The organism is Mesorhizobium sp. M2E.F.Ca.ET.209.01.1.1, assembly GCF_004010375.2.
Classification (GTDB): domain Bacteria; phylum Pseudomonadota; class Alphaproteobacteria; order Rhizobiales; family Rhizobiaceae; genus Mesorhizobium.
On record NZ_SADP02000001.1, the window covers coordinates 253,749 to 265,242 of the forward strand.

General features: G+C 64.6%; 10 protein-coding genes and 1 tRNA gene. 3 read left to right on the top strand and 8 right to left on the bottom strand.

Annotation, left to right across the window (positions count from 1 at the left end; genetic code table 11):
- Positions 1–47 precede the first annotated feature (47 nt).
- Positions 48–734: a GNAT family protein gene (locus EN852_RS01310; protein WP_127874605.1), complete on the bottom strand. Its 687-nt coding sequence runs from the start codon at positions 732–734 to the stop codon at positions 48–50.
- A gap of 82 nt (positions 735–816) precedes the next feature.
- On the opposite strand from EN852_RS01310, the gene EN852_RS01315 reads away from it, so the two are divergent.
- Positions 817–2,001 (top strand): pyridoxal phosphate-dependent aminotransferase, encoded by a 1,185-nt coding sequence (locus EN852_RS01315; RefSeq protein ID WP_127874606.1) that lies wholly within the window; start codon positions 817–819, stop codon positions 1,999–2,001.
- 12 nt (positions 2,002–2,013) lie between these two features.
- On the opposite strand, the gene EN852_RS01320 is transcribed toward EN852_RS01315, so the two are convergent.
- From EN852_RS01320 to EN852_RS01330, 3 genes are all read right to left on the bottom strand, one after another.
- Complete coding sequence (locus tag EN852_RS01320) at positions 2,014–2,775, bottom strand: SDR family oxidoreductase (RefSeq protein WP_127874607.1); 762 nt, start codon at positions 2,773–2,775, stop codon at positions 2,014–2,016.
- Between the two features lie 240 nt (positions 2,776–3,015).
- Positions 3,016–3,747 (bottom strand): tellurite resistance TerB family protein, encoded by a 732-nt coding sequence (locus EN852_RS01325; RefSeq protein ID WP_127874608.1) that lies wholly within the window; start codon positions 3,745–3,747, stop codon positions 3,016–3,018.
- 111 nt (positions 3,748–3,858) lie between these two features.
- Positions 3,859–4,788 carry a rhodanese-related sulfurtransferase gene (locus EN852_RS01330; protein ID WP_127874609.1) on the bottom strand — a complete coding sequence of 310 codons (930 nt, stop codon included), beginning with the start codon at positions 4,786–4,788 and terminating at the stop codon, positions 3,859–3,861.
- 145 nt (positions 4,789–4,933) lie between these two features.
- Here EN852_RS01330 and EN852_RS01335 point away from each other — a divergent pair, with 145 nt between their 5' ends.
- Positions 4,934–5,572: a 2-dehydro-3-deoxy-phosphogluconate aldolase gene (locus tag EN852_RS01335; protein ID WP_127874610.1), complete on the top strand. Its 639-nt coding sequence runs from the start codon at positions 4,934–4,936 to the stop codon at positions 5,570–5,572.
- A gap of 9 nt (positions 5,573–5,581) precedes the next feature.
- Here EN852_RS01335 and EN852_RS01340 read toward each other — a convergent pair whose 3' ends face one another.
- Complete coding sequence (locus EN852_RS01340) at positions 5,582–6,331, bottom strand: SDR family oxidoreductase (RefSeq protein WP_127874611.1); 750 nt, start codon at positions 6,329–6,331, stop codon at positions 5,582–5,584.
- 254 nt (positions 6,332–6,585) lie between these two features.
- On the opposite strand from EN852_RS01340, the gene EN852_RS01345 reads away from it, so the two are divergent.
- On the top strand, positions 6,586–7,479 hold the full coding sequence (locus tag EN852_RS01345; protein ID WP_127874612.1) for an AraC family transcriptional regulator: 894 nt from the start codon (positions 6,586–6,588) through the stop codon (positions 7,477–7,479).
- Positions 7,480–7,568: 89 nt separating this feature from the next.
- Here the strand turns inward: EN852_RS01345 and EN852_RS01350 are convergent.
- The 3 genes from EN852_RS01350 to EN852_RS01360 form a co-directional block, all read right to left on the bottom strand.
- Positions 7,569–7,642: transfer RNA gene (locus tag EN852_RS01350), tRNA-Gln, on the bottom strand.
- Between the two features lie 88 nt (positions 7,643–7,730).
- Positions 7,731–9,587, bottom strand: coding sequence for a DUF882 domain-containing protein (locus tag EN852_RS01355; RefSeq protein WP_127874613.1), 1,857 nt, complete (start codon positions 9,585–9,587; stop codon positions 7,731–7,733).
- 327 nt (positions 9,588–9,914) lie between these two features.
- Positions 9,915–11,462 carry a sigma-54 dependent transcriptional regulator gene (locus EN852_RS01360; protein WP_127874614.1) on the bottom strand — a complete coding sequence of 516 codons (1,548 nt, stop codon included), beginning with the start codon at positions 11,460–11,462 and terminating at the stop codon, positions 9,915–9,917.
- Positions 11,463–11,494 lie beyond the last annotated feature (32 nt).

Genomic DNA, 11,494 nt, shown 5'->3' on the forward strand with positions numbered 1-11,494 from the left:
AAGGTCAGCGCAGCAAAAACCGGTTGCCCACTTTTCGGGATCATGGTTTACGCGCCAAAGTCGTAGCGGAAATCCTCCAGCCGCCGCTTCTGGACGCCTTCGCCATCGAAATTCGCCGGATCGAGCCAGCCCTCATAGGCTTTGCGCAAGGCCGGCCATTCCTTGTCGATGATCGAATACCACGCCGTATCGCGGTTTTCACCCTTCACCACAAGATGCTGGCGGAAGATGCCTTCGAATTTGAAACCGAAGCGCTCGGCGGCGCGCTTCGAGGGCTCGTTGCGATTGTTGCATTTCCATTCGTAGCGGCGGTAGCCGAGATCGTCGAAAAGATATTTCGCAAACAGGAACTGCGCCTCGGTAGCCGCCGGCTTGCGCGAGATCAGCGGACCCCAATAGATGTTGCCGATTTCCCCGACGCCGTTGACGGCGTCGATACGCATCAGCGTCTGGCGCCCGGCGATCTTGCCGCTCGCCTTGTCGATGACGGTGAAGAACAGCGGATCCTCGCTCGCTTCCGCCTTGTCGAGCCACGGTTGGAAGGCGGCGCGGGTCTCCGGCGGGTAATCGGGCAGCCAGGCGAAACGTCCGCCGACATCCGAAACCGACGAGGCCTCGTAGAGGCCGTCGCCGTGCTTTGCGGCGCTCAGCGGCTCGAGTCTGACGGTGCGTCCCTCGATCGCCTTGCGTTCCGGCCGTGGGCGCGGCTGCCAATTCTTCAGATCTTCCGACACCGACCACTCCAATCCGTTGACTTTTCCCAGCGGACGGTCACAAAAACGCTCGCTCACAGAAAGAACCACAGGGACGGGAAAAATGCTCCACACGATCGCGGCCTTCGATCGTCTCGGCGAGGAAAACGCCTTCGCGGTGCTGGCGAGGGCCACCGCGCTTGCCCATCAGGGACGCGACATCATCAACCTCGGCATCGGCCAGCCCGACTTCAAGACGCCTCAGCACATCGTCGAGGCGGCGATCAAGGCGCTGCGCGACGGCCACCACGGCTACACGCCGGCCAACGGTCTGCTCGCCACCCGCGAGGCGGTCGTGCGCCGCACGCTGACCACCACCGGCGTCGAGGTTTCGCCCGAGAATGTGATGATCCTGCCCGGCGGCAAGCCGACCATGTTCGCCGCGATCCTGATGTTCGGCGAACCCGGCGCCGAGATCCTCTATCCGGATCCCGGCTTTCCGATCTACCGCTCGATGATCGAGTTCACCGGCGCGACGCCGGTGCCGGTGCCGATCCGCGAGGAGAACGGCTTTGCCTTCTCGGCCGACGAGACGCTGGCGCTGATCACGCCGAAGACCAGGCTGCTGATCCTCAACTCGCCCGCCAATCCGACCGGCGGCGTCACGCCGCGCGCCGAAATCGAGAAGCTGGTCAAGGGCCTGGAGAAGCATCCTGAGGTCGCCGTCATGTCGGACGAGATCTACGACGTCATGACCTATGACGGCGAGAAGCACTGCTCGCTGCTCAACTTCCCCGAAATCCGCGACCGGCTGATCGTGCTCAACGGCTGGTCGAAGACCTGGGCGATGACGGGCTGGCGCATGGGCTGGTCGATCTGGCCGAACGGCGACAAGGGCGCCCATCTCTATGACAAGGTGCGCAAGCTGGCGGTCAACTGCTGGTCCTGCGTCAATGCGCCGAGCCAGTTTGCCGGTATCGCCGCGATCGACGGCCCGCAGGACGATGTCGACAAGATGATGCGCGCCTTCGACAACCGCCGCAAGATCGTGGTCGAGGGGCTGAACGCGCTGCCCGGCATTTCTTGCATCACGCCGAAAGGCGCCTTCTACGCCTTCCCCAATGTGTCGAAGACCGGCTGGAAGGCGAAGAAGCTTGCCTCGGCGCTGTTGGAGGAAGCCGGCGTGGCGCTCATCGGAGGCCCGGATTTCGGCGTGCTTGGCGAAGGCTATATCCGGCTTTCCTACGCCAATTCCGAGGAAAACATCCTGCGCGCGCTGGAGCGGGTCGAGGCGTTTCTGAAGAAGTGAGCTGTCAGGCGCTTATCCGCGCCCGACAAACGGCATCTTCGTCGCCATCACCGTCATGAACAGCACATTGGCGTCGAGCGGCAGCCTGGCCATATGCAGCACTGCGTCGGCGACCCGCTGCACATCCATCACCGCCTCGGCGGCGATCGAGCCGTTGGCCTGCGGCACGCCAACCGTCATCGGCTGCGCCATCTCGGTCAGCGCATTGCCGATGTCGATCTGGCCGCAGGCGATATCGAAGGGCCGGCCGTCGAGCGCCAGCGTCTTGGTGAGCCCGGTGATCGCATGCTTGGTCGCCGTGTAGGGCACGGAGCCCGGCCGCGGCGCATAGGCCGACACCGAGCCGTTGTTGATGATACGTCCGCCCATCGGCTTTTGCCTTCGCATCGCGCCGAAGGCGGCGCGGGCGCACAGGAACGATCCGGTGAGATTGACGCCGACGACGTCGTTCCAGACCTCGACCGGGATCTCGTCGATAAGCGTCGACTTGTAGCCCATGCCGGCATTGTTGAAGAGCAGGTCGACGCGGCCGAAGGCCTCGAGCACGGTCTCGAACATGTCGTCGACTTCTGCCGCCTTGCTGATGTCGCAGGCGACGGCCAATGCCTTGGCCTGGGTCTTTCCCGCCTCGGCGATCGCCTCTTGCAGCACCGCCTTGCGCCGGCCGCAGAACACCGTGTTCCAGCCCGCCTGGAGCAGCGCCGTGGCGACGCTCTTGCCGATGCCGGTGCCGGCGCCGGTCACGATAGCGGTCTTCTCTGCTATGGCGGTCATCGCCGTCCTCCCGGTCATGCATGGAAAGACGTGGCATCGCAAATGCCAGGGATCAAGGCAAGCCGCTATTGGCGATAAAGAAAGGGCCAACAAAAAGGGCGGCCATTGGCGACCGCCCCGATCTGAACCGCGCTTGGGAGGAGGAAAAGCCGGTCCGACTGATTAGAATGATGCGCTTGCTGAGTTAACGAGAGATTAATGACCGGCAAGGCGGTGCGCAGCGGCGTTTACCAACGTGGTTCACCACGGCGAGTTAGGCGCGCTGCCGGCCGGCACCTTGGCCGCCGAAACCGTCGCCTCGACATGATCGACCAGACCATCCGGCAGGCCGAGCCGGCCGGCGAGCAGGTCGAGATAGCCGCGCTCGGCGCGTGTGTCGGGATCGATGGTCAGACGCGAGGCGGTGTAGAGTTCCAGCTTCTGTGCATCGGTCTTGGCGCCGGCGACCAGCGTGTCGAGATCGAGCGGTCTGTCGAGTTCGGCAAGCAGGAATTTTTCGGCTTCCGCGCCGATGCCGGCGAGCTTGAGCTTGTCGGCGATCTTCTTGCGCTCTTCGTCGTCGACATGGCCGTCGGCCTTCGCCGCGGAGATCATCGCCCGGACCAGCGTCAGCGTGAACTCGGCCTCGCCCTGCGGCGCCTGCGCGGGATCGAAAGCGGTATCGGCCGGCGGCGGGAGCAGTTCAGGCTCGCCGGACGCGGGCGCCTGCGCCGGCTCGTTGCCGGCCTTGTAATTCTGATAGGCCTTGTAAGCGAGGCCGCCGATCGCCGCCAGGCCGCCAAGCTTGATGGCCGCGCCCGTCACCTGCCGCCCGGTGCCTGTGCCGAGCAGCACGGCGGCAAGCGCGCCGGCGGCAAGCGGATTGTCCTTCGCCATCTGCACCGCCTGCCCCGCCTTGTCGCGGACGGTCGAGCCGGTCCCGGGAATTTGCGAGCCGAGAAGGTCGTCGAGCAGCTTCTTGGGGTCGAGCATCAATGCCTCCAGAATTGGCCCGGCCGAATGCGCCCGGGCAGGTTTCGGACCGGCAAGAGGTAGGCCCCGCGCTTTGACATTACAATGACAAGGCGGGTTTTGCGTGAGGCTCTAGCTGCCGATATGGCGCTTGCCGCCGCGCGCCTGCGCAAGTTCCACCTGGCGATGCCGTTCGGCATAGCGCGCTCGATCTTCGTCGGAGCGCGTTCCAAAACAATGCGGGCAGGAGACGCCGATTGCGTATTTCGGCGACAGCCGGTCCTCGACCGTCAGCGGATGCCGGCAGGCGCGGCAGAGCTCCGCCTCGCCCTCGGCCAACCCATGCGAGACGGACACCCGCTCGTCGAACACAAAACACTCGCCCTGCCACAGGCTGTCTTCGGCCGGCACCTCTTCGAGATATTTCAGGATACCGCCCTTGAGATGGAAGACATTTTCGAGGCCAAGCGACTTCACATAGGCCGTCGCTTTCTCGCAGCGAATGCCGCCGGTGCAGAACATCGCCACCTTGCGGCCCTCGAGCTCTTCACGGTGCTCTTCCACCCAGGCCGGGAACTCGCGGAAGCTGGAGGTCCTCGGGTCGACCGCGCCCTTGAACGTGCCGAGCGAGACTTCATAGGCGTTGCGCGTGTCGATGACGACGGTGTCGGCATCCGAGATCAGCGCGTTCCAGTCGGCCGGCGCGACATAGGCGCCGGCGCTGGTCGCCGGATCGATGTCCTCGACGCCCATGGTGACGATCTCTCGCTTCAACCGCACCTTCATGCGGTGGAACGGCATCTCGGCGGAGCTGCTGTATTTGACTTCCAGCCCGGCAAGGCCTTCGATGGCCTGCAGATGGCCAATGAGCGCGGCAATCGCCTCCTCGCAGCCGGCGACGGTACCGTTGATGCCTTCATGCGCCAGAAGCAGCGTGCCCTTGATGCCGCGCCCGCAACAGAAAGCGGCGAGCGGCGCGCGAAGGGCCTCGTATCCGTCGAGCCGCGCGAATTTGTAGAGTGCGGCGACGCGGATTGGCTGGACTTCCGTGGCTGTTGTCATGGCAATGCCACTAGACCGTGCTGAAAGCGCTTTCAAGGCAACCAATATGCAACTGGCCACGCGGCATCACGACACGCCACCCTTCGTGGACTTGGGATATTCCTTCTGCTAATCGGTTTAAAACGATCGAAATGGAGACCAGCACATGACCAGCAAGACCGAAAAGCTCCTGTCGCTCCTCAACGGTCAGCCGGTTATCCCGGTGCTCAAGATCGCCAATGTCGCCGATGCCGTGCCGCTTGCCCGTGCTTTGTCGCGCGGCGGCTTGCGGGCCATCGAGATCACGCTGCGCACCGCCGACGCGCTGGAAGCGATCCGTCGCGTGGCAGCCGAAGTCGAGGACGCGGTCGTCGGCGCCGGCACAATTCTCGATGCCAGGCAGTTCGACGAAGCAGCCCGCGCCGGCTCAAAATTCATTGTCAGCCCGGGCATCACCAGCCAGCTTCTCGACGCGGCCAAGGACAGCCCCGTGCCGCTGCTGCCGGGCGCCATCACGCCCGGCGAAATCATGGCCGCGCGCGAAGCCGGCCTGCGCTTCCTGAAATTCTTCCCGGCCGAGCAGTCCGGCGGCATCGCGTCGTTGAAGGCTTTCGCCTCGCCACTCGCCGACGTGAAATTCTGCCCGACCGGCGGCATAACGGCCAAGAACGCCGCGGACTATCTCAGCTTGCCCAACGTCATCTGCGTCGGCGGCTCCTGGGTGGCGCCCGACGATCTCATCAAGGCCGGCAAGTGGGACGAGATCGAAGTGCTGGCGCGCGAGGCGAGCAAGCTCAAGACGTAATCAGCGCTTTCACCAGGGCAGCGTGCCGTTCTCATCGAAATAGCCGCCCGTCGGCCCGCCTGGCTCCAACGTCGCCAGGCGCACGATGATCTCGGCCGCCTGCTGCACCGTGCGGCCGCCTTTGTGCGCGTTGAGGTCGGTCGCGGTGTAGCCGGGAGCGGCCGCATTGACCATGATGCCGTGCGGCGCGAGTTCCCTGGCGAAGGCGAGCGTAACGGCGTTGAGCGCGGTCTTCGAGCTGCCATAGCCCATGACATTGGGCGACTGGCTGTTGCCGGCCGCGCGCGCCAGCGATCCGAGATAGCTGCTCACCATGACGATGCGTGAAGCGGGCGATGCCAGGAGCAGCGGCAGGAATGCCTGCGTGACCCGCACCGGACCAAAGACATTGACGTCATAGGTCGCTTTCATGTCAGCGAGACTCTCGCGGCTCGGCGGCCGTTCGTAGCGGCCGTCCGGGCCGAGCGCCTCGACATAGCCGGGAGCGATGCCGGCATTGTTGACCAGAACGTCCAGGCCGGGCGCCCGCGCCGCGACGGCTTTGGCCGCGGCCGTCACGCTGTCGTCGCTGGCGACGTCGAGCTCGAGCCACTCGACGTCCAGTCCCTCGCCGCGCAACGCGTGAGCAGCGGTCTCGCCACGCTCGGCGTCGCGCGCGCCGAGCCACACCTTGTAATCCAGTGCCGCCAGCCGGCGGGCCGTCTCACGGCCGATGCCCTTGTTGGCGCCGGTCACCAGCGCGTTCTTTCGCGTCGTCATATCCATGTCTCCTGTTCGGTGACCTAGAGATGACTTGAACCGGCTCGCTGCGCGCGCCAAAAGCTCTCAACCTCTTGCCTGATCCTCTCAGGCGCGCGTCTTCGCGTCACCCAGGTGCGCGTCTTCGCGTCACCCAGGTGCGCGTCTTCGCGTCACCCAGGTGCGCGTCTTCGCGTCACCAGGTGCGCGTCTACGCGGGCGCGTCAGCGCCTCGCTTGGTTGCTTGGCCGCGATGGATCGGCAATGCTGAAACGATGAACGAAGCGCTTCGGGAATTGATCGCCATCGCCGGCCGCCATGCGCGCGGACGGCGCACGAAGACGGCCATTCCACGCGTCACGATCGGCCGCAGCGAGGTTCCGACGCCGCCGCTGCCGGAGCTTTGCCAGCCGACCACGCTGTTCGTTCTGCAGGGCACCAAAACGGTGCTGCTGGGAGACCGCACGCTCGCCTACAGCGCCGGCAGTTATTTCGTCTATGCAGTCGAGACACCCGCAACCAGCCAACTGGTCGAGGCCAGCGTCGCGCAGCCTTACACGGCCATCGCCCTCTCGCTCGATACCGAGCTGATCGCCGGCCTGCTCATCGACCACAAGCCGGCGATCGACGGCGATAGCTTCGCGACCAATCAGGTCGATGACTTGCTGCTCGACGCCTGGCGCCGGATGTTGCGGCTGCTCGACAAGCCGGCCGAGATACCGGTTCTCGCGCCCATGCTCGAACGGGAGATCGCCTTCAGGCTCTTGCAGGGCCCGCAGGGCGAAAAGCTGCGCCAGCTCGCGCTCGCCGATGGGCGCCTGTCGCGGATCCGCCGCGCCACGGCTTGGATCCGGGCGCATTACAACGAGCCGATCGATGTGAGCGAACTGGCCGCGCTGTCGCATATGAGCAATGCCGCTTTTCATCGCCACTTCAAGGCGGCAACGGCGATGAGCCCGATCCAGTATCAGAAGCAGCTCCGCCTGCTGGAGGCGCGCCATCTGCTGATCGCGCAACCGGGCAACACCGCGCAGGTCGCCTTCAGCGTCGGCTACGAAAGCGCTTCCCAATTCAGCCGCGAATATGCGCGCCAGTTCGGCCTGCCGCCCGCGCGCGACGCCGCGCGGCTTCTTGCCAAGGGTGAAGCGCCCACGCTGGAAGTCGACTGAGCAAGAAACCAGCCGGCTTGCGCCCACCTCCTCACGGGAAGTTCAAGCCGATGCAGCTCGCGCAATGCCAAATAACGCCAACCGAGGGCTGGTTCCCGCTCATGGATTCGAACCACGATTCACGCCTTCAAAGGGCGCTGTCCTACCATTAGACGAAGCGGGAAGACCTGGCGATCGAACAGGCCTTCAGGGATGAAAAACAAAAGCCGCGTTGTCCTGCAACGCGGCTTCTCCGGTGTCCAGCGGGATCGCTATTTCGTCTGGAAACGGGCGACCGACAAGAACTTGACCGCGTTGCCGCTGAAACGGCTGGCATCTTGCATCCCGCCATCCGTCTGGAAGCCCGCAGTGTACACTTCGCTCGGCGGCGTATGCACGATGTTATAGGCATAACGCGGAGCCGTCGTCGGATCGGAAACCGAAGCAATGTTCACGCCGCTGCCCAGTGCCCAGCGCGCGGCCTGCGGCGCTGCCGCCACCACCACGGCCTTCGGTCCCGGCTTCAGATCGTGGGCGGACGCCCTGGCTTCCTTGGCTGTCGTCTTTACACTGCCGCCGATCGCCTGCGAAGGATCGGTCCCTGCCGGAAGGGCGGCGATGGCCTTGCGCGGCGAGGCCGCATCCGCATCCGAGGGATCGTTGAACGCCGAACGCGGCTCCGGTTGCGTCAGCGACGCAAGCTGGTATTCGGCGCCGGCGCCGCCAACCTCGACGGTTGCATTGGCCTGTTCGAGAACGGCCTTGACCTCATCCTGCTTGCCGGGCTGCGGCCGGGCGGTCGGCAGCACCGAGAACGCGTCGGTCGCGCTCTTGTCCTGCGAAGCCGTTTCGGCCAGCGCCAGAAGCACGTTCTTATCCTTCGACGCCAGCTCGGCTGGCGTCGAGCGGTCGGGGCGCCAGGTCGGAAGCGGAATGTTGTTGACCGCCACCTGCGCCGGATCGGTGCCCGCGGCCTCGGCCGCGCTGGCAGCGCCGAACGGAACCTTGTCAGGCAAGGGCGCCTGCGCCGTCGAAACCGCCTGCTCGGTCGTCGCCGAGGCATCCGCCATGGCGAACGGCACGTTCTGCGGCGTCTGCTGGCCGACATCGACCTTCGGACGCGGCGCGAAATCGGGCAGCGGGATTTCCTTGGGCGGCAAGGCGGCGATGATCGTCTCCGGCGTATCCTGCTGCGGCTGCTGCGAGTCGTCGGCGCTGTCATCCGCGATCTGCGGGACGTTGGCGCGCTTCGCGTCCTTCGGCGAGACAATCGCGATACCCGGAAGATTGCTGCTGCGCGCCGTAGCGACCTGGACCTGCTTCACGGCATTCGCCTGGGGCGCACCGCCGCCGTCACCGGTATCGGCATCATCGTCAGCCTCGTCGGCGCCGCCGCCAAATAAGGCGGCAAGCAATCCGCCCGAGCGCTTGGTCGAGCCGCCGGCGCTGGCCAGTTCGATGTTCGGGGTGCCTGCACCCTTGCGCGACTGATAGGCGGCCAGCGCCTGCTCATAGCCGGGCAGCGGCCTGCCGTCGCTCGGCACATGCAGCGTCTTGCCGTTCGGGAACAGGCTGACCAGCTCCTGGCGGCTGATGCCCGGCCAATGGCGCACATTGCCGACATCCATGTGCACGAAGGGTGAGCCGGAAGTCGGGTAGTAGCCGACGCCGCCGCCCTGCATCTTGAGGCCGATGTTGCGCAGCTTCTTCAGCGGCACGCCGGGGATGTAGAAATCCATCGCCTTGCCCAGCATGTGCTGGCTCTTCTCGGCGACGCCGCGGCTGCGCGAACGCAGCATCGCGTTGGTCGACGGCGAACGATAGCCGCAGACGACCTGGATATAGTCAGTCGCGCCGGCTTCGCGATAGGCTTCCCAGACGAGGTCGAGCAGCCGCGGATCCATCTTGGTCGGCTCGTTGCGGCGCCAGTCGCGAAGGATGATGTTGATCTTGCGCAGGCCTTCCGGATCGTAGCGGCCATTGCGCTTGTAGACGATCTCGGCCTTCTCATGCGTGTGCAGGTGATAGAGCTTGAGCGTACGAACCTCAGCCCTGGCGCCCGACATTGCCGCGGACAAAAACCCGACAGCCAAAATCACAAACGTCAGCCACCTCGGCCAGACGCTCATGTGAAAATGCCGCCCGTTTGTATGTCGTTCGACTTTGTTCAAATCAAATGGCTTTCAGGCTGCCGTTTGTCCCCGGATTTGACCAAACGGATGCGTGGTTCTCACATCCGAGTATCGATCCTAATGGTTAATCATCGTTTATTGAAGCCGAAATGCGGTAACACCGTGGCGATATCCCGTCAAAAATGATGCACAGCATTTCGTGGTAAACCGCTGGTTTAGATCAAGAATCCGGCCTCCGCCAGAACACGATCTGTTACCGTTAGCGTTAATGCGTGATCCTTTGACTCGGATTTTAGGCGCGCAAGCTAGTTCGAGGCTCGCCTGTCATGAGGCAAGCCGGTCGACGCGACCAGCTTCGGGATCAATGCCATATTCCTTCAACTTGCGGTAGAGAGTCGAGCGGCCGATGCCCAAACGGCGCGCGACTTCGCTCATCTGGCCATTGTAATGGTCGATCGCCAGCTTGATCATCTCGAGCTCGACATCGGCCAGCGCCCGCACATTGCCGCGCTCGTCGAGAGCACGAAGCGTTCCGAACCGTGGCTGCGGCCTGGCCGACGTTTCGTCGTCCGACAGGACAGATCTCGTTGTCTCTGCAGCCGCCTCGTCCGCTTGTCCTGCCCCATCCGCAACCGTTTCGGCTGTGGCGGATGCCGTTTCCGCTCCCAGATTGACGGTGCCTTCCACCTGGGCCCGGATTTGCGGGAACTCCTCCTCGGTCAGCACGTCGCCCTCGGCAAGCACCGACGCGCGGAAGACCGCATTCTCCAATTGGCGGATGTTGCCCGGCCAGTCATAGGCTTGCAGCATCGCAAGCGCTGGCGCCGATATGCCGGCAAGGCGGCGGCGCGGATCGGTAGGCGCCACCTTTTCCATGAAATGCCGGACCAGATAGGGAATGTCGTCGCGACGATCGCGCAGCGGCGGCACGAAGATCGGATAGACGTTCAGGCGGTAGAACAGGTCCTCGCGGAACTTGCCGTCCTTGACCTGCTGCAGAAGGTTCCGGTGCGTGGCCGAGATCAGGCGGATATCGACCTTGACGGTCGAGCGGCCGCCGACCGGATCGACCTCGCCCTCCTGCACGGCGCGCAGCAGCTTGACCTGGACGTCGAGCGGCAGATCTCCGATCTCGTCGAGGAACAGCGTGCCGGAATTCGCCTCGACGAATTTGCCCGTATGCTTCTCGGTGGCGCCGGTGAAGGAGCCCTTCTCGTGGCCGAACAGGATCGATTCGACGAGATTGTCCGGGATGGCGCCGCAATTGACGGTGACGAAGGGCTTCGAGCGGCGATCGCCGCTGCCCTGGATGGCGCGCGCCACCAGTTCCTTGCCGACGCCGGACTCGCCTTCGATCAGGATCGGGATGTTGGAGGCCGCCGCCTTCTGCCCGAGGCGTATCACCCGGTCCATTGCCGGGCTGCGCGTGATCATGTCCTTGAAGGTGAGATGGCCGCCGCCGCGACGCCGCGACGCGCGCTTCATCTCGTCCTCGACGGCTTCCACCTTGAGCGCGTTGGAGATCGCGGTCTGCAGCCTGTCGGGCGACGCCGGCTTGACGACGAAGTCGAAGGCGCCGTGCCGCATGGCCGAGACGACCGTCTCGATGCCGCCCTGGGCAGTCTGCACGATGACGGGAATGTTGATGGCGCGCTCGCGCATAGCCTTCAGCACGCCGATGCCGTCGAGGCCGGGCATGATGAGGTCGAGAATGACGACGGAGACCTCGCGCGCGTTCGGCCCGTCGAGCACGTCGAGCCCAGCCTCGCCGCCATCCGTGACAATCGCGCTGTGGCCGAACTTTGTCAGCGCGGCCTCGACCAGCCGGCGCTGCACCGGATCGTCATCGACTATGAGTATGGAACCTGTCATGACTGTTCGAGTTGTCCGCCCGAGGAAATCCC

Excerpts from the sequence above, each read along its gene's own strand:
- EN852_RS01315 (WP_127874606.1), top strand. The coding sequence starts at position 817 with ATGCTCCACACGATCGCGGCCTTCGATCGTCTCGGCGAGGAAAACGCC.
- EN852_RS01360 (WP_127874614.1), bottom strand. The coding sequence starts at position 11,462 with ATGACAGGTTCCATACTCATAGTCGATGACGATCCGGTGCAGCGCCGG.
- EN852_RS01330 (WP_127874609.1), bottom strand. The coding sequence starts at position 4,788 with ATGACAACAGCCACGGAAGTCCAGCCAATCCGCGTCGCCGCACTCTAC.
- EN852_RS01320 (WP_127874607.1), bottom strand. The coding sequence starts at position 2,775 with ATGACCGCCATAGCAGAGAAGACCGCTATCGTGACCGGCGCCGGCACC.
- EN852_RS01345 (WP_127874612.1), top strand. The coding sequence starts at position 6,586 with ATGAACGAAGCGCTTCGGGAATTGATCGCCATCGCCGGCCGCCATGCG.
- EN852_RS01355 (WP_127874613.1), bottom strand. The coding sequence starts at position 9,587 with ATGAGCGTCTGGCCGAGGTGGCTGACGTTTGTGATTTTGGCTGTCGGG.
- EN852_RS01340 (WP_127874611.1), bottom strand. The coding sequence starts at position 6,331 with ATGACGACGCGAAAGAACGCGCTGGTGACCGGCGCCAACAAGGGCATC.
- EN852_RS01325 (WP_127874608.1), bottom strand. The coding sequence starts at position 3,747 with ATGCTCGACCCCAAGAAGCTGCTCGACGACCTTCTCGGCTCGCAAATT.
- EN852_RS01335 (WP_127874610.1), top strand. The coding sequence starts at position 4,934 with ATGACCAGCAAGACCGAAAAGCTCCTGTCGCTCCTCAACGGTCAGCCG.